General features: G+C 68.7%; 19 protein-coding genes. 6 read left to right on the forward strand and 13 right to left on the reverse strand.

Going from position 1 to position 21,256, the window contains the following annotated elements; all coding sequences use genetic code 11:
• Positions 1–4: 4 nt before the first annotated feature.
• From sigM to AB0F51_RS10275, 4 genes are all read right to left on the reverse strand, one after another.
• Positions 5–724, reverse strand: a complete 720-nt coding sequence (sigM, locus tag AB0F51_RS10260; RefSeq protein WP_360276963.1) for an RNA polymerase sigma factor SigM — start codon at positions 722–724, stop codon at positions 5–7.
• The gene (locus AB0F51_RS10265) at positions 721–2,391 is read right to left on the reverse strand and encodes a hypothetical protein (RefSeq protein ID WP_360276966.1); all 1,671 of its coding nucleotides are present in this window, start codon (positions 2,389–2,391) and stop codon (positions 721–723) included. Before AB0F51_RS10265 ends, sigM begins: the two co-directional genes overlap by 4 nt.
• 173 nt (positions 2,392–2,564) lie before the next feature.
• Positions 2,565–4,220 carry a murein biosynthesis integral membrane protein MurJ gene (gene murJ / locus AB0F51_RS10270; protein WP_360276969.1) on the reverse strand — a complete coding sequence of 552 codons (1,656 nt, stop codon included), beginning with the start codon at positions 4,218–4,220 and terminating at the stop codon, positions 2,565–2,567.
• Complete coding sequence (locus AB0F51_RS10275; protein WP_360276972.1) at positions 4,213–6,525, reverse strand: hypothetical protein; 2,313 nt, start codon at positions 6,523–6,525, stop codon at positions 4,213–4,215. Before AB0F51_RS10275 ends, murJ begins: the two co-directional genes overlap by 8 nt.
• Before the next feature lie 228 nt (positions 6,526–6,753).
• Between AB0F51_RS10275 and AB0F51_RS10280 the strand changes: the two genes are divergently transcribed.
• Positions 6,754–8,175 carry a CCA tRNA nucleotidyltransferase gene (locus tag AB0F51_RS10280; protein WP_360277285.1) on the forward strand — a complete coding sequence of 474 codons (1,422 nt, stop codon included), beginning with the start codon at positions 6,754–6,756 and terminating at the stop codon, positions 8,173–8,175.
• On the opposite strand, the gene AB0F51_RS10285 is transcribed toward AB0F51_RS10280, so the two are convergent.
• A complete protein-coding gene (locus AB0F51_RS10285) occupies positions 8,172–8,984 on the reverse strand; it encodes an aminotransferase class IV (RefSeq protein WP_360276975.1) in 813 nt (270 codons plus the stop codon). The two genes, AB0F51_RS10280 and AB0F51_RS10285, sit on opposite strands and share 4 nt — an antisense overlap.
• Before the next feature lie 53 nt (positions 8,985–9,037).
• Here AB0F51_RS10285 and AB0F51_RS10290 point away from each other — a divergent pair, with 53 nt between their 5' ends.
• Positions 9,038–9,655, forward strand: a complete 618-nt coding sequence (locus AB0F51_RS10290) for a hypothetical protein (RefSeq protein WP_360276978.1) — start codon at positions 9,038–9,040, stop codon at positions 9,653–9,655.
• On the opposite strand, the gene AB0F51_RS10295 is transcribed toward AB0F51_RS10290, so the two are convergent.
• Positions 9,652–10,107, reverse strand: coding sequence for a GNAT family N-acetyltransferase (locus tag AB0F51_RS10295; RefSeq protein ID WP_360276980.1), 456 nt, complete (start codon positions 10,105–10,107; stop codon positions 9,652–9,654). The genes AB0F51_RS10290 and AB0F51_RS10295 overlap by 4 nt on opposite strands.
• Before the next feature lie 144 nt (positions 10,108–10,251).
• On the opposite strand from AB0F51_RS10295, the gene AB0F51_RS10300 reads away from it, so the two are divergent.
• From AB0F51_RS10300 to AB0F51_RS10310, 3 genes are read left to right on the forward strand one after another with little or no spacing between them, the layout of a single operon-like run.
• On the forward strand, positions 10,252–11,820 hold the full coding sequence (locus tag AB0F51_RS10300; RefSeq protein WP_360276983.1) for an alkaline phosphatase D family protein: 1,569 nt from the start codon (positions 10,252–10,254) through the stop codon (positions 11,818–11,820).
• A gap of 7 nt (positions 11,821–11,827) precedes the next feature.
• On the forward strand, positions 11,828–13,063 hold the full coding sequence (locus tag AB0F51_RS10305; protein ID WP_360276986.1) for an amidase: 1,236 nt from the start codon (positions 11,828–11,830) through the stop codon (positions 13,061–13,063).
• An 18-nt stretch (positions 13,064–13,081) separates the two neighbouring features.
• Entirely contained in the window at positions 13,082–13,459 is a 378-nt protein-coding gene (locus AB0F51_RS10310) for a VOC family protein (RefSeq protein WP_360276989.1), read from the forward strand.
• Here the strand turns inward: AB0F51_RS10310 and AB0F51_RS10315 are convergent.
• The gene (locus AB0F51_RS10315; protein WP_360276992.1) at positions 13,450–15,381 is read right to left on the reverse strand and encodes a discoidin domain-containing protein; all 1,932 of its coding nucleotides are present in this window, start codon (positions 15,379–15,381) and stop codon (positions 13,450–13,452) included. The two genes, AB0F51_RS10310 and AB0F51_RS10315, sit on opposite strands and share 10 nt — an antisense overlap.
• Positions 15,382–15,512: 131 nt before the next feature.
• Between AB0F51_RS10315 and AB0F51_RS10320 the strand changes: the two genes are divergently transcribed.
• Positions 15,513–16,532, forward strand: a complete 1,020-nt coding sequence (locus tag AB0F51_RS10320; RefSeq protein WP_360276995.1) for a LacI family DNA-binding transcriptional regulator — start codon at positions 15,513–15,515, stop codon at positions 16,530–16,532.
• Here the strand turns inward: AB0F51_RS10320 and AB0F51_RS10325 are convergent.
• The 6 genes from AB0F51_RS10325 to AB0F51_RS10350 are packed head-to-tail and all read right to left on the reverse strand — an operon-like array spanning position 16,516 to position 21,223.
• Positions 16,516–17,205 (reverse strand): hypothetical protein, encoded by a 690-nt coding sequence (locus AB0F51_RS10325; RefSeq protein ID WP_360276997.1) that lies wholly within the window; start codon positions 17,203–17,205, stop codon positions 16,516–16,518. The two genes, AB0F51_RS10320 and AB0F51_RS10325, sit on opposite strands and share 17 nt — an antisense overlap.
• Complete coding sequence (locus tag AB0F51_RS10330; protein ID WP_360277000.1) at positions 17,198–17,983, reverse strand: hypothetical protein; 786 nt, start codon at positions 17,981–17,983, stop codon at positions 17,198–17,200. Before AB0F51_RS10330 ends, AB0F51_RS10325 begins: the two co-directional genes overlap by 8 nt.
• Positions 17,977–18,711 (reverse strand): ATP-binding cassette domain-containing protein, encoded by a 735-nt coding sequence (locus tag AB0F51_RS10335; protein WP_360277003.1) that lies wholly within the window; start codon positions 18,709–18,711, stop codon positions 17,977–17,979. The genes AB0F51_RS10330 and AB0F51_RS10335 overlap by 7 nt, the downstream gene beginning before the upstream one ends.
• A 54-nt stretch (positions 18,712–18,765) precedes the next feature.
• Entirely contained in the window at positions 18,766–19,413 is a 648-nt protein-coding gene (locus AB0F51_RS10340) for a response regulator transcription factor (protein WP_360277005.1), read from the reverse strand.
• Positions 19,406–20,584: a histidine kinase gene (locus AB0F51_RS10345; protein WP_360277008.1), complete on the reverse strand. Its 1,179-nt coding sequence runs from the start codon at positions 20,582–20,584 to the stop codon at positions 19,406–19,408. The genes AB0F51_RS10340 and AB0F51_RS10345 overlap by 8 nt, the downstream gene beginning before the upstream one ends.
• Positions 20,585–20,614: 30 nt before the next feature.
• A complete protein-coding gene (locus AB0F51_RS10350) occupies positions 20,615–21,223 on the reverse strand; it encodes a TetR/AcrR family transcriptional regulator (RefSeq protein WP_360277010.1) in 609 nt (202 codons plus the stop codon).
• Between the last annotated feature and the right edge of the window lie 33 nt (positions 21,224–21,256).

The following is a 21,256-nucleotide window of genomic DNA, read 5'->3' on the forward strand; positions in this document are numbered from 1 at the left end:
CGCCTCATTCGGTTCCCACCGATCCTGTCGCGGTCTTGTCCAGTACGCCGGACCCGCCGCGGGTGGTCTGCCAGTGCCGGAGCAGCGGCAGCAACCGGGCCCGCCCGCGGGCGCACCGGCTCTTCACCGTGCCCGGAGCGCAGCCGAGAATCGCCGCGGCCTCCTCGATCGAGTAGCCCTCCATGTCGACCAGGACGAGTGCGCTGCGCTGGTCGACGTTGATCTGCTTCAAGGCGTTCAGTACGTCGAGCCGGCGCTCGCGGACCTCGGCGGCGTCCTCCTCGACCGGCCCGGCCAGCTCGGCCGCGCGGTCCTCGTCCTCCGGCAGCGGATCGGCCTGGCGGACCTGCCGGCGGCGGATCCGGTCCAGACACGCGTTCACCACGATCCGGTGCAGCCAGGTGGTCACCTTGGCGTCGCCGCGGAAAGAGTCGGCCCGCCGGAACGCCGAGATGAAGGCCTCCTGCAAGGCGTCGGCCGCCTCCTCGGGCTCGCCGAGGGTGCGGATCGCCACCGCCCACATCCGGTCCCGGTGCCGCTTGACCAGGATGCCGAAGGTGTCCGGGTTGCCGGACACGTGCAGCCGGAGCAGTTCGTGGTCGTCCATCGAGTCGTACCCGGGTGGCGGCGCCATCGGACCGCCCACCGGGTCGGGCTGGCCGATCCGCGGGATGTCCGCCCCGGGTGGCGGGGACAAGCGGCTCGAATCTGTTTCGGAGGTCATTTCTGAACCGTGACCTCCGAGATCTCGCCGCGGTACCCGCTGCCTTCCTTCGGCAGCTTGGTCAGCCAGACCAGCACGTACCGGGTCTTGACCGGCGCCGCCGGCGTCAGCACTGCCTGCTCACCCTGGTCCTCGAGCGAGGCGGCGGCCTTCCAGCCGCTGACGTCCGGCGCCGACGCGCTCGGATCCGACTTGGGCACCATCAGCGAGAGGCTGGTGCCCTCGCCGACCAGGCCGACCGTCACCTTGGAGACGTCGGTGACCGCACCGAGGTCGTAGATGATGCCGACCCCGTCCTTGAGGCCGCCGAAGTCCGGGCGCTTCTTGTACGACATCGTCGTCCAGGTCGTGCTGGCCTTGCCGTCGTAGGTGTTCTCGACGTCCTCGGGGTGCTCTTTCTTGTCGCCGTCCGGATCGAAGTCCTTGGCGGCGGCGATCTTCGCCGGTCCGCCGGCGGCCTGCGAAGGCGTCGAGGCGACCGGCGGCTTGCTGGTCTTGGTGTCGTTGCCCTGGTCCTTGTTGATCGCGCCCTTCACCAGGAACTGTGCCATCGCGACCACGGACAGCAGTGCCAGGACGGCGAGCAGGATCAGGATCCGGCCACCCCAGCTGCCGCGCGGCTTCGGCTCGTCAGGCGGCGGCTTGCGCCGGCCGTGGCCGTTCTGTCCCGACGAGGGCTGCTGGGGCACCGGACGGGTCTCTGCCGCGGTCGCGTACGCCGGTTGTGGCGCGACGCGACCGTTGTTCTCGGCGTACGCGCTCTGCTGGTACTCCGGTATCGCGGGTGTCGGGTCGATGGCAGGCGGAGCCTGGATGGCCGGTGCGATCTGCGTCGCGTCGTCGACACTGCCGTTCTGCCGGGCCACCGCGACGGTCTCGTCCATCTGGGCCGGCGGCTCGTGGGAGCTGCCGATGACCCCGGAGAGCGCAGCCGACAGGCCGGCGGCACTCGTGATCGGTACGGAGTGGTGGCGCGGCGGGTCGCCGAGCAGCCGGTCAGTGATGTCGTCCAGGGACCGCGGTACGCCGGCACGCACCTGGCGGGGGCTCAGGAGCCGGCCGTGCTCCACCGGAGCGGGCTGCAGACCCCACGCGGGAGCAGGTCCAGGCCAGCGCCCGGTCAGAGAGGCGTACAGCAGCTCCCCGAGCGCACGGACGTCCTCCTCCGGGGAGCCAGGGCCGGTCGAGCGCAGCGCGGCTTCGGTGGCGAGGCCGACGACCTTGATGGCTCCGGCATCCGTCACGACGACAGTGGAAGGGCTGATCGAGCCGTGCGAATGGCCGGTGCGGTGCAGGTTCTCCAGAGCCTCGGAGACCTCGCGGGCCAGCCACCCGGCCTGCTGGCCGGTCAGCGGTCCCGCACTGAGCATCCGCTCCAGTGGCCGTCCACCGGCCCACTCGCGGACGCAGTACGTGACGCCTTCGTGCATGTCGCAGTCGAGCACGCGCAGGAAGCGCGGATCCGCGGCCGCGGCCGCGCGCCGGGCGGCGTCGAAGAGCAGGTTGGTCCGCGGGTCGCCAACCGGCAGGACATCCACCACAACGGCTCGGCTGAGCACCTCGTCCACTGCTCGCCAGACCCGCGCACCGTCGATCTCCGCGAGCAACTCGGCGATCCGGTAGCGGCCGGCGAGCAGGGCACCAGGACTGACGGTCTGGTTCGACACGGTGTCTCTCGCCCTCCTCGATGCACTGGTCGTCCTGCGGCTCCGCTCCGGATCCGGTCGGGCGGCCCGAACCGGCGGTACAGCGGTTGCGAGCGGCTTGGCGGTCCGATCGCAGCCCCATGCTAATGCCCCACTGACCGGACAAGGGGTGCACGAGTGCACAAGCGAGCCGATCAGGACCTCTTGGGCCGCCCCGGCAGCTTGGATGTGACCATGGCCACCACGTCGGTGACCTCATGGATACGCAGTACCCGCGCCACCCCGACGTACACCGGAAGCATCACGATTCCGGCGATCGCGAGCTCCAGTACGGCGGCCAGCGGGCCGGACCAGTCGGTGGCAGCGCGGATCACCGACAGCACCACCCGGGCGAGGCCCGCCCCGGCCACGGCGGCGATCACCATGGCGAGCAGCGGTAGACCAATTCCCGCACCGGTCACCCGCGGCACCTTGCGGGCGAGCACCCGCCGCGACATCAGGACGGCGACGAGGTAAGCCAGCGCGTAGGCAGCACCCAGCACGACACCGCTGAACCGCAGGTGGTCCTCGTCGAGCAGGACCCGCACCCCGATCACGGCGGCCGCGATGTTCGTCGCGGCGATCACGCACTGCAGGAAGAACGGCGTCCGGGTGTCCTCGAACGCGTAGAAGGTGCGCAACTGGAAGTACTGCACGGTGAACGGCACCAGCCCGAGCGCCAGCGCCATCAGCGTGTAGGCCATCAGTTGCAGGTTGTTCTTACCGGCGCCGTAACCGGCGATCAGCGTCACGATCGGATAGGCGAACGCGATCATCGCGGCAGCCGCCGGTACGACGATGGCCAGCGTCTGCCGGATCGACCGGGCCGACAGGCGGGCCACCTCGGTCACGTCGCCCTCGGCCGCCAGCGACGACATCTGCGGCAGTGCCGCTGTCGCGAGGGAGACGGTGACGATGCCGTGTGGCACCAGGATGATCAGCATCGCGGTGCTGTACGCGAACAGGCCGGCCTTCGCGCCCGGAGCATCCGAGGCGCTACCGGCGATGGCCAGCTTGGTGACCACGACCAAGGTCACCTGGTTCACCGCGACGAACAGCACGGTCCAGATCCCGAGCTTGGCGGTCTGCCCGAGGCCGGTCCCGCGCAACCCGAACTTCGGGGCATAGCTGTGACCGCTGGCCTTCAGGTACGGCAGCAGGACGAGGAGCTGGATCGCGATCCCGAAGGTGTGGCCGAGCCCGAGGAGCAGCACCTCGCGGTCGGAGTATGTCGGCGGGGTGTCGCCGGCCCGGTAGATCAGCAGGAAGACCACGATCGACGCGCAGGCGACGATGTTGTTCGCGATCGGCGCCCACATCATCGGGCCGAAGCGACGGCGCGCGTTCAGCACCTGGCCGACCAGGACGAACGCGCCGTAGAAGAAGATCTGCGGCAGGCACAGCTGGACGAACATGATCATCGACGCGCGCTCGGAGGCCCGCGACGGGTCGTGCAGTTCCTCGGGCAGGTAGAGCCCGGCGATCTGCGGTGCCAGCAGCACGCAGCCGACGGTAACCACCGCGAGGACGACGAAGCCGAAGGTGAGCAGCCGGTTGGTGAAGTCCCGGCCACCGTCCTCGTGGTTCTTGATCGCGCGCACCAGCTGCGGGACCAGCACGGTGTTGAAGATGCCGCCGGCCAGCAGGATGTACAGGCTGTTCGGGATCGTGTTGGCGGCGGTGAAGATGTCGCCGCGCAGCGCGGTGCCGACGGCGGCCGCGAGCAGGGCGATCCGGACGAATCCGAGCAGGCGTGACAGAACCGTTCCGGCTGCCATCACCGCCGCGGAGCGCAGGGTGCGGTCAGCCATCCTTCGTACCGACTCCTTCTTTCAGGCTTTCCAGCTCGCTCCGATCGGAAGCCGCCGGTGCTGGTACTTCGGGGGTCTCGTCGCCCTCCGGACCCGGGGTGAGGTCCTCGGTGGGCAGCGGTTCGGGGTGCAGCGCGTCCGCCTCGGGCTCGGGCTCCGTCGGGTTGCGCCGCTCGGAACGCACCCGCCGGTAGATCCGGACGATCGACGTACCGAACAGCAGCGCGACCGCGGCGCCGACCAGGATCCAGCCCACGCTGCCGTACTGCGCGGCCTCGATCAGCAGCGGCTGGGGATCGCCGACCGGATCGCCACCGGCCGTCACCAGTTGCGCCTTGGCGTTGATCAGGCCGTTCTGCTCCGCGCTCGCCTTGACCTGGAAGGTGCCCTTCTGGCCGGCCGGCAGGATCTTCGTGCTCAGCGTCTCGATCCGCAGGTCGTTCCGGTTGCCGGTGGAGGTGACCACCAGCTTGACCCGGATCGACACGTCCAGCCCGTTCTCGACGGTCAGCGGGAAACTGCCCTTGCTGCCGGACAGGTTCACCTTGATGGCCTCTTGATGACCCTTGGTGTTGTTCCTGACCAGCCGGACCTGCTTGAGCAGGGTGGAGACGGCCTTGCGCTGGTAGTCGACGAAGCGCCCCGCGTCCTCGGGGGATGCCTCCCACTGCCGGGAGGTGCTCCGGACCAGGGCCTGCTTCATGTCCGCCGGGATCTCGCCGGCCGTGCTGAGCAGTTCCTGGTAGGTCTTCGCGGACTGGTTCAGGTCCTTGATCTTGTCCAGCTGATCGTCGCTCAGGCCAGGGGCGTCGGCCGGCGCGGCCGGGGCAGCGACCGGTCGCGGATTGCTGTCAGTGATCTGGTTGATCCCCACCGCGGTGATCCACGGAGCGGTCATCGCCTGCTGCACGGCGGCGATCGGCCGCGGATCGTCCTTCCAGCTGTCGGGCGGTACGACGACGACACTCGCCGGACCCCTGCCGGCGCCGGCCAGCAACGAGGTCTGGGCGACGAACCGCTGCCGCAACTGCAGTGGCTGAGTCGCCGTCGCAGGGTCGGGGCCCCCGGCCAGCAGGTCGGAGTCCGCGATCACTGCCCGGACGGACTTCGGTGGGCCGGCCGGGGTCAGCACGTGAACCACCGGGCTGGTCAGCAGCTTCGACCGCTCGCTCGGTGCCCAGCCCGAGCTGGACAGGAGGTTCACCTCGTCGCCGCGCTGGCCGGCGAAGCCGAAGGCTCCACCGGTCAGGGTCTTCGCGCTGACCTCACCGCCCTCGAGCCAGAGCCCGGACGGGTTCGCCGGCTCCGGAAGGCCCAGCGGGTACTGCGCGCTCATCGACCGCGCGTTGTTGACCAGCCCCTCGGCCGCCTTCCCGGCCGCGACCAGGCTGGCGATGTCCGCATCGGCGTACGGGAGCAGGACGACGGGGTTGCGCTTGCGGGTCTCGTTGAAGGCGTCGAGCCAGGCCTTGACCACGGCCCGGCCGGTACCGGGCTTGCTGCGGCCGGTCCCGGTGGCGATCTTGTAGTCGGAGCCGGCGATCGTGACGGCCTCGTCGATCATCCCCGGGTCGACCAGCCAGGTGACGGTCTGCTTCTTGCCGAGCTCGAGCAACTTGCCGAGCTGACCGGTCGGGGCCATCGACTCGGCCAGCGAGTCGTTCAGGAAGAGGTGGTCGGCCAGCAGCGTCGGGCGGTGCCGCAACGGAATGGCCAAGGCGGTGTTCACCCGGCGCGGCATGGCGGTCTTGCTGATCACCGGCATCAGCGTCCGCGCCTGGCCGGCGGTGGCCCGCTCGCTCTGGCGGTCGCTGGGATTGCCGCGGAAGGCGACGCCGACGACGTACACGCCGGGTTGTTCGGTAAGGCCCCACTCCTGCCAGTGGACGACGAGCTTGAAGGGCACCGACGCCTGCGGTGCCAGTGGGTCACCGAGCGGCAGGTAGGCGGTCGACTCGGAGATGACCTTGCGGCGGACGCAGGACGAGTTGTCGTCGGCCGCCTCGTCCTCTTCGGGCGAGATGGCGGCAAGCTGCTCAGGGGTGGTCAGCCGCTTGCTGTCGATACAGGCGATCGCCTGCGGGTTGTCGAAGGTGACCGCACTCTTGTTGATGACCTTGCCGGTGATCGTCACCGAGTCGCCCGGCTTGGGCATCGCCGGGGTGAACGAGTCGATCGTCACCTGCACCGAGTCGTCCGCGACCGGCGCCGCCGTCGCTTGGGTCGGGGCGGTCACCGCAGCCGACGCAGCGATCAACAGGCTCGCACCCGCGGCCACAGGCAGCCTCAGTCGCCGTCTCAACACGCCGTCACCGTAACGCAGTGCACCCCTGAGGGGACTACTCGGCGCCGGGGGCGCCCAGGACGGCACCTCGCGGCGGCGGCGAAGCGGCCACGATGAACCCCGCATCGCGGCCGCTTCGCCGCCTTGCGATGCACCATCCTGGACACCCCCGTCACTCGAGCATTCCCCTCAGCGGCACACTTGTTCCCCGTGTCCTCTACTCCCGACCGCTCAGCCTCTGCCGGATCGTTGTCCGCTGTCCAGCGGCAAGGTGTGCAGTCACTGCTGCGGATCGCGCCGGTCGTCGACGAGCTCGGTAGCCGGTTCGCCGACGCCGGGCACGAAATCGCCCTGGTGGGCGGCCCGGTGCGGGACATTCTGCTCGGCCGCGGGAGCAAGGATCTCGACTTCGCCACCTCGGCCCGGCCGGACGTGGTCGAGCGGCTGCTGGCCGGCTGGGCTGACCACGTCTGGGACATCGGCAAGGCCTTCGGCACGATCGGTTGTCGGAAGGGTGACTGGGTGCTCGAGATCACCACGTACAGGTCCGAGTCCTACGATCCCACCTCGCGCAAGCCTGAGGTTGCCTACGGCGACAACCTGCAGGGCGACCTGGCCCGCCGCGACTTCGCCATGAACGCGATGGCGGTGCTGCTCCCGTCCCACCAGTTCGTCGACCCGTACGGCGGGATCGAGGACGTCGCCAACAAGGTGATCCGCACCCCGGGATCGCCCGAGGACTCGTTCTCCGACGACCCGCTGCGGATGATGCGCGCGGCCCGGTTCGCCGCCCAGCTCGGCTTCACGCCGGATCCGGCCGTGGTCGCCGCGATGACCGCGATGGCCGAGCGGATCACCATCGTGTCGGCCGAGCGGGTCCGCGACGAGCTGATCAAGCTGGTCTGCTCGCCGTACCCGCGGATCGGTCTCGACCTGCTGGTCTCCACCGGGCTGGCCGACCACGTGCTGCCCGAGCTGCCCGCGCTGCGGCTCGAGCTCGACGAGCACCACCGGCACAAGGACGTCTACCAGCACTCGCTGATCGTGCTCGAGCAGGCGATCGACCTGGAGTCCCGGATCGGTACCGACGAACCGGACTTCGTGCTCCGGTTCGCCGCGCTGATCCACGACATCGGCAAGCCGAAGACCCGGCGCTTCGAGGGCGACGGCAAGGTGACCTTCCACCACCACGACGTGGTCGGCGCCAAACTGGCCAAGAAGCGGATGAAGGCGCTCCGGTTCAGCAACGAGCAGATCGAGCAGGTCGGCAAGCTGGTCGAGCTGCACCTGCGGTTCCACGGTTACGGCACCGGCGAGTGGACCGACTCCGCCGTACGCCGGTACGTCCGCGACGCCGGCGAGCTGCTCAGCCGGCTACACGTCCTGACCCGGGCCGACTGCACCACGCGCAACAAGCGCAAGGCCGACGCGTTGCGCGCGGCGTACGACGACCTGGAGCAGCGGATCGAGCACCTGCAGGAACAAGAGGAGCTCGACTCGATCCGTCCCGACCTCGACGGCAACCAGATCATGGAGATCCTCGGCATCGGACCCGGTCGCGAGGTCGGCCAGGCCTACAAGTACCTGATGGAACTCCGGATGGACGAGGGCCCGCTCGGCGAGGAAGCAGCCCGGGCGAAGCTCCTCGAGTGGTGGAACGCCCGCTCCTAGATCTTCTGCGGCGGGATCGCCTCGTAGGCAGCACTGATCAGTGCTGCCGATTGACTGTCCGGCTCGTACTGCGTAGTCCCGGCCGGCGTGGTGATCGACGCGACCGGTAGGGCCGGGTCGATCGAGTTGGTCAGGTAGGCGGCTCGGTAGCCGGCCAGGTCGGTCAGGGAAATGTCGACAGTTTCACGTGCAACGGTGATGGCGTCGAGGCCGGCCTGGAGCGTGAGCATGGTGATGCCGGGCAGGACGTCGGCGGCCGGCCAGACGATGCGGTCGTCGACAGCGAAGCAGATGTTCCAGACAGATGCCTCGGAGACGTGGCCGTGGCGGTCGTAGAAGAGGGCGTTGTCGTAGCCGGCCAGGCGGGCGCGGCGGATCGCGTGGGTGAGTGAGAACGTCCCGGTGTGCTTGACGTGTGGCGTCGTGCGCTCGTGCTCAACGGCCAGCAGCCGCGGCGGTTCGCTGGTGGGTTCGATCGGGTCTGTTGCCGCGATCAGGAGGTCAGGCTCGACCGGAGTACCGTCCAGGACCGCCCGGTCCCGGGTGAACGCGGTGACGCGAAGCGACAAGTCTCCCGACGCCGACCGGGCGAGCGCAGTACGGAGGTAGCTGAGGACGCGGTCGGCCGAGATGCCGTGGCCGAAGAGTTCGCGGGAGCTGCGGTCCAGGCGTTCCAGATGGAGGTCGAGGCCGCGGACCTGGCCGTCACGGACCTGCACCGAGGTGAAGTGCCCGTAGCTGGTTGCGGTGAGCAACAGAGGGTCGACGAGCTCGAGCGGGGAGTCGTTCAGCAGCACGAGGTGGGTCACACGCCCAGTCTGCGTCAACCAGTCCACCCGTCCGGCTGGTCTAGTCTCACGCCGTGGACCTCTTGAGCATCATCGGGTGGGGCGGATCGGCGCTGGTCGTCGTGTCGTTGCTGCAGACCCGAATCCTTCGGCTTCGCGTACTGAACCTGATCGGCTGCGTCATCCTGGTCGGCTTCAACCTCGCCATCCCGGTCTGGCCGATGGTCGGGATGAACGCCGTCCTGGCCGTCATCAACGTGATCCAGCTCTGGCGCCTGCTCCGGCACCGGCACGACGAACTGGAGTACGCCGTGCTCGAGGTGAACAGCTCCGACGCGTACCTCGGCCATGTGCTGACCGCCCACCACAAGGACATCACCAAGTTCAACCCGGGCTTCACGTCGGCAACGAGCCCCTACGCGTTCCTGGTCCAGCGCGGCGAACGCACCGTCGGCGTCGTCCTGGCCCACGACGCCGGCTCCGGCCGCGCGCAGATCGACCTCGACTACGTCCTCCCCGAGTACCGCGACTTCACCCCCGGCGAGTTCGTCTACCGACGCAGCGACGTCTTCACCGACCACGGCTTCCACCAGGTCCTCGCTCCACCCCGCATGCGCGACTCGGCCAACTACCTCAAGAAACTCGGCTTCCACCGCGACGGCGAAAACCTGGTCCTCGACCTGCCCGACTAGTCGAGGGTCTTGGCGAAGCAGAGGGAGGCTGGTTCGTTCTCGAAGGGTGGGTACGGCGGGATCGGGTGGTAGCCGTTGTGGGTGTAGAGGGCGATGGCTTCGTGTTGCTGGGTGCCGGTCTCCAGGCGGAGGGTGGTCAGGCCGCGGGTGCGGGCGTGTGACTCGATCTCCGCAAGGAGCCGGCGGGACAGGCCCCACCCGCGGGAGGACGGTTCGACGTACATGCGCTTGATCTCGCCGAGCCCAGGGCTGATCGGTTGCAGGCCGACGCAGCCGACCGGGGTCTCGTCGAGAGTCAGCAGGATGAACTCGATGTCCGGGTGCAGGGTGACCAGCGGTTGGTCGTCGCCGTAGATGGCGGCGAGTTCGGCCTGTTGCGCGGTCGTCAGGGAGAGGATGGCCGGGTCGGTGCGGTCGGCTCGGCGTACGGCGACGCCCTCCATCAGTTCCATCTCCCGGACGGTAGCAATCGGGGGTGACGCTCCTGTTTCGCTTTCCTCACTGGCCGGACGGCAGTCAGTGAGGTCTACGGGCTGTCACTGATCGGTCGCGCTGAGGTCTTCCCAGATTCATTATTACCTCTCAGTATTTTCTCCATGGCTGACCTCACCCGCAGAACCGTCCTCGGCGCGATCGGCGTCGCAGGTGTCGCCGCAACAGCTCCGGCCACCGCCTGGAGCACCGGTACTCCGACGCTCCGCACTGCCGCCGACGCGTCCCCGACGCTGGTCCGTGGCGCCACTTTCCCGGAGGGGATCATGGCCGGCGTCCCGCGCACGGACGGCGCGACGCTGTGGACCCGGGTGCCGCGCGGACTCTTCGACGGCGACGCAGAGTTGGCCGTCGTGGTGTCGAAGCAGCGCGACCTGAGCCGGCCGGAGATCGTCGCGACCGTGATCGCGGAGAAGCAGTGGGACGGCTGCGTGCACTTCCCGGCGACCGGGCTCACCGCCGGAGCGGAGTACTTCTACCAGTTCCGCGGGCAGGACACCGTGTCGCCGGTCGGCCGGTTCCAGACCTTGCGCCCGGCCGACTCGAACCAGCCGGTCCGGATCGGCTTCTTCACCTGCCAGGGCTTCACCGAGGGGTACTACGCGACGCATCGCCACCTCGCCGCCGAGGACCTCGACCTGGTCGTCTGCCTCGGCGACTATGTCTACGAAGCGACCGTGCCCGGCGTACGGGGGATCGATCTCAACCTTTATCCACAGGTGCTGTCGAGCATGCGGGCGAAGTACACGCTGTATCGCAGTGACCCGAACCTGCGCGCGATGCACGCGCAGCACGCGTTCCTGCCGCTGTGGGACGACCACGAGTTCCGCAACAACTACAGCAAGGACAACTGGACGCTGCCGGAACTGTTCTTCCAGGAGAAGAAGAGCGCGGCCTGGCACGCGTGGTTCGAGCGGATGCCGGTACCGCGGTACGGCGGCGACCTGACCCGGACCTATCGCTCGCTCAAGCTCGGCCGGACCGTCGAGTTGTTCGCCATCGACAATCGTCAGTACAAGGACGACCAGCCCTGCGACGACGGCGGCAGCATCGTCTGCGCGGCCGCCGACGCGCCGGGGCGCAGCATGCTCGGGCCGGCGCAGAAGGCCTGGCTGAAGGACGGTCTGCGCTCCTCGGGTGCTCGCTGGAAGGTGCTGGCCAACCCGAACATGATGATGGGCATGGTCACCGGCGCCGCGGGCGAGCGCGCCTTCATGGACACCTGGGACGGGTACGGCGCCGAGCGCACCGAGTTGCTGTCGCTCGCGGCCGAGCGGGTCTCCGATCTGGTGGTGGTGACCGGCGACGACCACGACACGTTCTCCGGCGAGCTCTGGGACACCGGCTTCGCGCCTGGCGCACCCGGCGCGGGCAACTCGGGTGGGACGCGGCGGGCCGGCGTCGAGTTCGTCGTACCGTCCGTGTCGTCGACCAACACCGGCGACACCAAGGGCGCCACCGGGGCGAAGGCCGAGGAGCAGAAGCGGCTGCAGTACAACCCGCATCTCAAGCTGATCGACATGCGCCAGCACGGGTACGGCGTACTCGAGGTGACGCAGGACGAGGCCAAGCTTGCCTACCGAGCCGTCAACAGGCTGCAGGCCAATGCAGGCGTCAGCACCAGCTACCAGGCTCGTACTGCACGCGGCAGCTCGACCGTGGAGGTGATCTGATTGACGAGTGACTTCACTGCAGAGGACCGCGGCCGCTGTCCGGGCAGGTGAACTCGACCCGGTCGCCCTGGTCGAGCAGGCTCTGCAGCGAGCGGCCGATGCCGAGCAGCTGAACGCCATCGTCCACCTGGACGTTGAGGGCGCGCTGACAGCGGCCAAGCGGGCAACACGAGGCCCGCTGGCCGGGATCCCGGTCCTGGTCAAGGAGATCGTCGAGGTCGAAGGCCTGCCCTACCGCTGCGGCTCCGCCTCCATGACGGGTGTCGCGACAAAGGACGCAGACGTCGTACGCCGGTTGCGCGCAGCCGGTGCAGTCATCATCGGGCTCAGCCACTCGCACGAGTTCGCCTACGGCTGCACCGGTACGTCGAACCGCGTCGGGCCTTGCCGCAATCCGCGTGACCTCGCCCGGATGACCGGCGGCTCCAGTTCGGGCGCGGGCGCGGCTGTGGCGGCAGGAGTGGTACCACTGGCGATCGGCACCGACACTGCCGGTTCAGTACGCATGCCGGCTGCCCTGTGTGGAGTGGTGGGCTACAAGCCGGCCCGGGACACGCTGCCGGCCGATGGAGTCTTCCCACTCGCCCAGAGCCTCGACACCGTTGGCGTGCTGACGACAACCGTCGCTGACGCGGTCTATGCGATGGCTGCGCTCTCGGGCCAACCAACAGCAAGCGAGGTGGGCACTCCGCGACTAGGGATCGCCACCAACCCGGAGTACGGAGACTGCGACGCGGAAGTCGCTGCGGCGTGGTCCCACGCCATGGCGAAGCTGGAGACGGTCGAGGTCGAGCTGCCCGACTGGAACACGACCCAGCAAACAGGAGTGGACATGCAAGGCCCGGAAGCAGTCGCCAACCACCTGGGCCGCTCCACGGAGACCTACCAACCTGATGTCCAGCAGCGACTACGTGAAGCAGCAGAAGTCCCAGCCTGGCGCTACATCCAAGCCCGCGCCGCCGCTACCGACCTAACCAACCAACTGTCCGCTCTACTGCAGCAAGTAGACGCAGTACTCCTACCTACTGTCCCGATCGTCGCGCCCCTACTCGACGCTGATGACGTCCGCGCAAGTCTCATGCGCCACGTCCGCCTACCCAACATCACCGGCCACCCCGCAATCAGCATTCCCTTGAAGACCCCCGGCCTCCCGGTAGGCCTCCAGCTCATCGCCAGAGACAACCAAACTGCCGGCACCGTCGCCAGCTGGATCGAGCGGGCCCTTGACTTCGAGCGAGCTTGAGCTCCGAGGATCTCCGGTATGGAGCTGAGTCTGCGGATCGAGGTGTTCGCTGCTGACCCCGAGACGTCTGGTGAGTTCTACCGGCGCGTGCTGGGGTTCGAGGAACTGTCCAGGCAGCAGGTCGACGGGCAGGTGCATTACCTGTGGATGGGCCGCGGCACTGCGCGGATCGGGATCGGTGTCCACCGCGAACGCGTGGATCCGGCGGCCAGGCGGGTGCCGAGCGGGACCGAGATCGTGCTGGAAGTGGATGACATCGACAGCGAGTTCAGCCGGATCGAAGCGACCGGATGGCCACTGGAGGCCGGGCTGAAGGAGCAGCCGTGGGGTCTGCGGGACTTTCGTCTGCACGACCCCGACGGCTACTACCTGCGGCTGACGTCGCGTCAGTTGTAAAGGCGGACGTCGGCGAGGGACCACCAGTGGTCGCTGGTGCTGGTGGAGGTGATGCGGACGTAGCGGGCGCGGGTGGGCGGCACGTCTACGTTGGTGAGTTGGCCGGAGGCTGTGCCTGATGCCAGTGGGTGCCAGGTGGTCCCGTCGAAGCTGGTGGAGAGCTGCCAGCCGCGGGCGTAGTCGTCGGTGTTGCCGCCGCTGTCGAGCGCGATCCGTCGGAACTGCTTCGCCGTACCGAGGTCTACCTGCACGTACTGCCCCGCCGCCTGTGCTGCCTTCGACTGCCAGACAGTGGAGCCGTCAGCGTCGAACGCCAGTGCAGCATCAGCAGCCGGTACTGCGCTCGCCGTCGCCCCCGCCAGCGAGACAGGTGTCAGCACCGGCTTCGGCGTGCGCTCCCAAACGAACGTCCCGATCGCACCACCAGGCAGCGTGTACTCGAAGGACTGGTCGCCAACGGCAACTGCAAAGCTCCGCGGCTCGTCGTTCTCGTTGTGCACCAGCAGCGCGGTCGAGCCGTCCGGGTTGCGGAAGGCCGACGACATGAGCTGCCCATTCCACCCGGTCGTCCCGTACGACGTACTGGCGATCCGCACCGCCCCACTGCGCACGAACTTCGACAGGTGCCCGATCGTGTAGTACTCCGCGTCAGTGGTGACGCTGCCGTCCGGCTGGACCGTGACGAGCCCGGTGCAAGTGGTGCAGCCGCCGTTGTACGGGCCGCCCTTGTCGTCCAGCGCGATGTTCCAGTTGACGACCGACTTGGCCCAGTTGCGCGTAGTACCGAGCATCAGCGTGCGGGCGTGCCAGGTGAGGGTGCCGCGGAAGATCTGCGCCGGAGTGTCGTTCGGCCCGTGCGACCCGGAACACTCGGTGAACCAGATGCCCTTGTCCGGGAAGGTCTGCTGCATCGCGGTCTGCGCACTGGGGTTGCCGGAGTAGCAGTGGTACGCCGTACCGGCCAGCCACTTGCCGGCTGGACTGTTCAGCAGTTGGTACGGGTAGTCGGTCTCGGGGTCCTCACCGGGCGGGGTGCTGGCGACGTCCCCGGGATGGGTCGACCAGTTGTGGTCGTAGCCGAGGATCTTCGTCCGTGGGCTGGCCGCGCGCAGTAGCGGGCCGAGCTGGGAGATCACTGCGGCCTGCTGCCGCACAGGCATGTCCGTGCCCGGGTAGCCGCTCGGCTTGCGGTTCTGCGGCTCGTTCTGCACGGAGATGAAGTCCACCGGTACGCCGGCCGCTTCGTACGCCTTCACGAACTTCACCAGGTAGCGCGCGTAGGCGTTGTAGATCGCCGGGTCGTCCTTGAGCCGGCCACCGACCAGCGAGTCGCCGGTCTTCATCCAGGCCGGCGGGCTCCACGGTGTGGCCATCACCTTGAGCGACGGATTGAGCTGCTTGGCCCGGCGTAGCAGCGGAAGGATCTGCGCCTGGTCGTGGGCGATACTGAAGTGCCGCAACGGGAAGTCGGTCTGCCCGGCCGGTACGTCGTCGTACGTGTAGTGCTGCGGCGATGCGGTGAAGTCCGACGAGCCGACCACCTGACGCAGGAAGCTGACCGCGATGCCCTGCTCGCGGTCGAACAGCGAGCGCATCGTCTGCTCCCGCACGGCAGGGCTCAGCCGGTAGAGCACGCTCGCCGACGAGTCGGTGATCGAGGCGCCGAACCCGTCCATCGTCTGGTACTGCGTCCCGGGGTCGACCGTGATGGTCGTCCGCGCGCTCTGCCCCTTGCCAAAGGCAACGGACGGCCGCTCGTGCAACAGCTCGGCCCGTTCCGGGGTGGTCACCCAGACGCGTGCGGTGGTCTTCGCGGCGGGCCGCTCGACGGCTTGGGTGCCGACGGCTTGGGCGCCGGCTGAAAGGCCGCTGAGCAGGAGGGCGGAGCCGGCCACGACAGCACCGATCGCTGGTCTTTTCATCGTTCTCCTCAGGTCAACCCCGATGTAACAAATGAAACAAACACGCAACATTCGGCCTTCAGGAAACGCTGGTAGACCCGGGCTGTCAAGGTGATCTAGAGTGCGAATCGTGAAACAAGGCGATGTAACAAATGCCCGCTAGAGCCACTGTGCGGGAGATCGCGGCAGAGACCGGTGTCTCTATCGCGACGGTCTCCCGCGTGCTCAACCAGCAGGGCAACGTCGCGCCCCAGACGCGTGAACTGGTCGAGCGGGCCGTCGAACGGCTCGGCGTACGGGCGCCGAGTCCGCGCGGCGGATCACCGAAGCCTGTCGGGGGAGCCGTCTACGTGCGCTGCCCGTACTTGCTCACCGACTACTTCGGCCTGATCGTCTCGTCGATCGCAGAGACACTCGATCGCCACGACCGCCAGCTGGTCCTCAACGCGGGCGAGGCGACCCAGCACGACGCCGTGCTGGCCAAGCTGCCCGGGCAACGCGACCTGGCCGGCGGGATCCTCATCCTGCCGCCGGAGTCGGGCGACGAGCTGATCCAACTCCGCGCCCGCCGCTTCTCGTTCGTCGTCGTCGACCCCCGTACTCCGCTGCCGCGTGACATCGCCGCCGTCTCGGCAGCGCATTTCGCCGGCGCGCGGCAGGTGACCTCGCACCTGGTTCGCTTGGGGCACACGCGGATCGGCGTCATCGGCGGCCCGAGCGAATGGCTGGCCAGCGACGCCCGCCTCGGAGGCCACGCCGCGGCCCTCGCCGACGCCGGAATCCTCCCCGACCCGGCCCTCGTCCGCCCGATCCAGCCCACCACCGACCACGGCTACCGAGCCGCAGCCGAACTCCTCGACCTCCCAGAACGCCCCACCGCGCTGGTCGCCTTCAATGACAAGGCCGCGGTCGGAGCCCTCCAAGCCGCCGCCGACCGCGGTCTCGCAGTACCGGACGACCTCTCGGTCGCAGGCTTCGACGACATAGACGTCAGCCGCGCCACCACCCCCCGCCTCACCACAGTCCGCCAACCCCTTCAGGAAATGGGCCGCATGGCCGTCAGCCTCCTGATCCGCCTCCTCAACCACCACGAGGTGGAGGCCCTGCACGTTGAGCTCGCCACCGAACTGGTGGTTCGTGACTCCACTGGGCCGGCTAGGCGTCCCGCTTGAGGAAGGTTGCCGCCGACACCACATGTGCGACGGCCAGCCATCCGACGAGTACCGCAGAGCCCTGGAGCACGGTGAGACTGTCGTCCGCGCCCTGGTAAAGCCGCATTCCGGCGCTGTCGGGGAGGTAGGAAGCGGCCGTGGTGATGCTGCGCAACAACGGGGACACGATCAACACCAACGCGGTCATGCCGATGACCGCAGCGAGCAGGTTGCGAGTCAGGGTCGCGATGGCGGCTGCCAGGAGCCCGATGAGGACGAGGTACGCGACCGCGCCGAGAAGGGCGCCTAAATCACCGGCAGGCTGGTCGCTGGACAGTCGGGACGCTACGAACGCAGCAGTGACGGTGAGCACCGCGGCGACGAGAGCCGTCATGCCGTAGGCGGTCGCTTTGCCCGCCAGCAGGGCCAGCCGGTTCGGCATGCTCAGCAGCGTGGTGTGGATCTGGCTGCCGGCGTACTCGCTGCCGATGGTGAGGACGCCCAGCACGATGAAGCCGACTTGGGCGTACTGGATGGTCTGCAGGGGTGTCTCGTCGCTGGTGGCGAGGAGGACCGAAAGGCCGGTGGTGCAGACCAGGGTCACGGCGAGCGTGATGGCCACGGCCGGAAGGCTGCGCAGCTTGAGCAGTTCCGCTGCGCAGACGGCACGGAAGTCGTTCGTCACCTCAGGCATCCCGCCTGGCGAAGATCCAGCCCGCCGCCACCAGCAGCAGTGCCGTCCAGCCGGCCATCACCAGCGCACCGGTGGCCGGACTGAGCATGTCGTCGGCGGGGTAGCGCGTGGTGAAGCTCTGCGCCCCCGCGACGTCGGGCAAGTACTTCGCCAGCGGCGTGACCTTGGTGAGCAGGAACGACACGGACACCATCGACGAGTTGACGATCAGCACGACCAGCGGGATTACACCGCTGCGCGTGACGACCGTGACGGCCAGCGCGATCAGTGCGGAGAACACCCAGAAGGCGACCGCGCCGGCGATCCGCCAGCCGGACTTGTCCAGCACGGTGCCGAAGGAGTGGCCGTGATCGCCCAGCACAGCTTGAGTCACCGCGAGCCCACTGAGGATGCTGATCATCGCGATCAGCGTGGTGAGGACGGCGACCACCAGTGCCTTCGCTGCCAGCAGGAGACTGCGCCGCGGAACGCTGGTCAGGCTCACCAGGATCTGCCGGCCCGCCCCGGCGTCCTTCCGGTTCGGCGTGTACTCGCTGCTCATGATGACGACGGCGAGCACCGCCACCCCGATGACGCCGGGCCCGACGATCTCGAAGCCGGCGTCGAGCGGCGAGGAGTTCCGGAAGGCGTTCGTGTCACCCCGGTCCATGGCCGCGCGGCGCGAGCTCGCTGCCAGCGCTGAGAGACCGACGGTCCCCACTGTGGCGAGTGCGATACCGACGTAGGCCGAGGGCAGCGAGAACGCCTTGCGCAGTTCCGCGACAGTCAGGTTCAGCATGCCTGCCCCGTTTCGCTGGCCGGAGCGGCGGTCCGCGGATCGGTGAGGGCGAAGAAGGCTTCCTCCAGCGACGCGTGGCCGGCGGTGACCTCGGCGAGCGGTCCGGCCGCGACCACCCGGCCGGCCATGATGACGACCAGGTCGGTGGCCGTTTCCGCCATCTCGCTCATCAGATGACTGGAGACCAGGACGGTGCGCCCGCCGGCGGCGTACTCGGTCAGGAAGCGGCGGATCCAGCGGATGCCTTCAGGGTCAAGGCCGTTGACCGGCTCGTCCAGCACCAGGACCTCGGGCTCACCGAGCAAGGCGGTGGCGATGCCGAGGCGCTGACCCATGCCCAGTGAGTACTTGCCGACTCGCTTGCCGGCCACGTCGGACAGCTCGGTCAGGTCGAGCACCTCGTCGACCCGGGACCGGGAAATACCGTTGCTGCGGGCAACCCAGGACAGATGCGCCCGGGCAGTCCGGGAGCGGTGGGCGCCGCTGCCGTCCAGCAACGAGCCGACGGTGCGCAGCGGATTGCGCAGCTCCCGGTACGGACGCCCGCCGATCAAGGCACTGCCTGCGTCGGCGGAGTCGAGCCCGAGCAGGATCCGCAGCGTGGAGGACTTCCCGGCGCCGTTGGGACCGAGGAACCCGGTCACCCGGCCGGCCGCGGCGGTGAAACTTATGTTGTCGACGGCAACCTTCTTGCCATGGCGTTTGGTCAGCGTGGTGATGTCGATCATGGCGATCAAGATGCCGTGCCGGCGGCGGCCGGCGCATCGGCCAAAGGTTGACAGTCAGCGGCCGGCGAAACCCGATTCGTAGGCCAGGATGACGAGTTGGGTCCGGTCCCGGACGCCCAGCTTGACGAACAGCCGGCTCAGGTAGGTCTTCACTGTCGCCTTGCTGAGGAACAAGTCGTCGGCGATCTCCTCGTTCGACAGCCCGCGCACGATCGCGCCGACCACGTCGCGCTCCCGTTCGGTCAGCGCCGCGAACGGGTGCGGTCGCGGCCGGCGGGCGGCAAAGCCGGCGATCATCCGCCGGGTCACCTCCGGCGCCAGCATCGCGTTGCCTTCGTGCACGGTGTGGATCGCCCGGAGGATCTCGGTGGCCGGCGCGTTCTTGAGCAGGAAGCCGGAAGCGCCGGCGTGCAGCGCCTCGTAGACGTACTCGTCGAGATCGAAGGTGGTCAGCATGATCACCTTGGTCCGCGGATGCCGCGCGCAGATCGACTTGGTCGCCGCCAGGCCGTCGAGCACCGGCATCCGGATGTCCATCAGGACCACCGCGGGCCGCAGCCGGTTCGCCGCTTCGATGGCCTGCTGACCATTGGCCGCCTCGCCGACCGCGGACAGCAGCGGATCGTCGTCGATCAGCTCGCACAGCGAGGTACGAAGCAGTTCCTGGTCCTCTGCCACCAGAACCGGGACGGATTCAGCCATCGGTCACCTCCTGCCGCCCAACCGGAAGCGTCGCCCGCACCCGAAACCCGCCGTCGGACCGGCGCCCGGCGGCGAACGTACCGCCCAGCAGCTCCACCCGCTCCCGCAACCCCACCAACCCAAAACCGACTTCCCCCGACAGCATTCCGGTTTGGACCGGCCGCCCTTTCGACGACAGCAATCCGCCTTGGCCTCGGCTGTCCGCCGGCCGCGCTCCGGCGCCGTCATCGTCGATCTCGATCAGGACGTCGCCGTCCATGCCGGTGACGGCTACGCGGCAGTGCGAACCGGGCGCGTGCCGGGCGGAGTTCGTGAGGCACTCCTGCGTGATCCGGTAGACGGCCAGTCCGATCGCCGGCGGTACCTCGTCCACACCGGTCACCCTCAACGTCACCTCCGTCCCGGCACCGCGAACCCGCTCAACCAAGCCGGCGAGCTGACCCAACCCCGGCAAAGGCTCCCGCTGAGCCGTCTCGCCTCCGTCCCGGATCGCACCCAGCGCGACCCGCAACTCGTCGAGCGCCTCCCTGCTGGTCTGCTCGATCCGTTGCAGCTTGCCGCGCAGCCGAACAGGGTCGTCCGCGTCGACGCGCGCCGCGACTCCAGCCGCCACCGAGATCGAGCCGAGAGAGTGCGAGACGACATCGTGCACCTCGCGCGCCACCCGGAGCCGCTCGGCCGCAACCGCCCGATCCTTCTCAGCGGAGACCCTGCGCTCGACCTCCAGCAGCCGCCGTCCGGTCGCAGTACCGAGTGCCCAGGCGCCGGCCAGCGCCACCAGGCTCAGCGTCACATAGCGGGCGGCGTCCTGCCCCTCCGGACTGCCGACCATGGAGACCGCCGCGACCACGGCCGCGAAGATCGCGGAGGCGACCGACGGGAACCGGCCGGTGCTCTTGCGGATTGCGACAGGGTAGAGAGTCCAGGCGGCCGCGATGAACGGGTCCTGGGTGAGGTGGAGTGCGGCACCCCCGAAGGTCGCGGTCCCGACCAGCGCCAACGCGGCTGACGGCGCCCAGGAGCGGAGCAGCATGCCGATCGTCAGCACGGCGATCAGCGCCAGGTGGACGGTCAGGGACCAGCCGGACCGGTCGTCCAGTGGAAGCCAGAACAGCGCGACGCAGAGGGCGGTCATCCCCAGCTGCAAGCCGAGCCGCGCGAACCGGGTCATCGCCCCACTCTAGTAACGCTGCGGAGTGGGTCAGAGGGCACGGAGTGCGTGGAGCGCGGCGGTCGCCTGGTCCACGAGTTGCTCGGCCGACGTCGGCCGGTCGGCTTCGGGGAGACCCGACCACTCGATGGCCAGGTCCTCGACGTACGCGAGCCACGCGTGCACGGTCATCCGGTCGCGGGAGGCCGGGCGGTCGGCTTCGGCTGCCGAGTCGAGGAGTTCCAGCACTCGGGTGGTGAGGCCGGCTCGGGTAGTGGCGTAGACCTGAACGACGAAGTTGTCGCCGCCGGCGGCGCCGCGGACGAAGGAGATGTAGGAGTCCCGGCGCCGGGTTACGAAGGCGACGAAGGAGAGCAGCATCTGGCGGAGCTGCTCGTCGGCGGGCAACGACGGGTCCGGCTTGGTGACCCGGAGCAGGCGGCGGCCGGCGGCGCTCATCACCTCGACGTAGAAGTCGCGCTTGGTCGGGAAGTAGTGGAACAGCAGTCCGCGGGAGATTCCCGCCTCGGCCGCGACCGCGTCGATCGACAGTTCGTGGATCGGCTGGGTCCGCAACATCATCAGTCCGATGCCGACCAGCTGCTTGCGGCGATCCTCCGCGCTCAGCCGTCGGCGCCGCCCGTCCACCGACTTATCCACAGGGCTGTCCACAGGCTGCGGATGCGCTGGGTG

Origin of the sequence: Kribbella sp. NPDC023855, assembly GCF_040639475.1 — a bacterium.
Classification (GTDB): Bacteria; Actinomycetota; Actinomycetes; order Propionibacteriales; family Kribbellaceae; genus Kribbella.

Bases quoted from the DNA above. Each gene is read 5' to 3' on its own strand.
- sigM (WP_360276963.1), bottom strand. From the start codon at position 724: ATGACCTCCGAAACAGATTCGAGCCGCTTGTCCCCGCCACCCGGGGCG.
- murJ (WP_360276969.1), bottom strand. From the start codon at position 4,220: ATGGCTGACCGCACCCTGCGCTCCGCGGCGGTGATGGCAGCCGGAACG.
- AB0F51_RS10295 (WP_360276980.1), bottom strand. From the start codon at position 10,107: ATGGAACTGATGGAGGGCGTCGCCGTACGCCGAGCCGACCGCACCGAC.
- AB0F51_RS10300 (WP_360276983.1), top strand. From the start codon at position 10,252: ATGGCTGACCTCACCCGCAGAACCGTCCTCGGCGCGATCGGCGTCGCA.
- AB0F51_RS10310 (WP_360276989.1), top strand. From the start codon at position 13,082: ATGGAGCTGAGTCTGCGGATCGAGGTGTTCGCTGCTGACCCCGAGACG.
- AB0F51_RS10315 (WP_360276992.1), bottom strand. From the start codon at position 15,381: ATGAAAAGACCAGCGATCGGTGCTGTCGTGGCCGGCTCCGCCCTCCTG.
- AB0F51_RS10320 (WP_360276995.1), top strand. From the start codon at position 15,513: ATGCCCGCTAGAGCCACTGTGCGGGAGATCGCGGCAGAGACCGGTGTC.
- AB0F51_RS10325 (WP_360276997.1), bottom strand. From the start codon at position 17,205: ATGCCTGAGGTGACGAACGACTTCCGTGCCGTCTGCGCAGCGGAACTG.
- AB0F51_RS10330 (WP_360277000.1), bottom strand. From the start codon at position 17,983: ATGCTGAACCTGACTGTCGCGGAACTGCGCAAGGCGTTCTCGCTGCCC.
- AB0F51_RS10335 (WP_360277003.1), bottom strand. From the start codon at position 18,711: ATGATCGACATCACCACGCTGACCAAACGCCATGGCAAGAAGGTTGCC.
- AB0F51_RS10340 (WP_360277005.1), bottom strand. From the start codon at position 19,413: ATGGCTGAATCCGTCCCGGTTCTGGTGGCAGAGGACCAGGAACTGCTT.
- AB0F51_RS10345 (WP_360277008.1), bottom strand. From the start codon at position 20,584: ATGACCCGGTTCGCGCGGCTCGGCTTGCAGCTGGGGATGACCGCCCTC.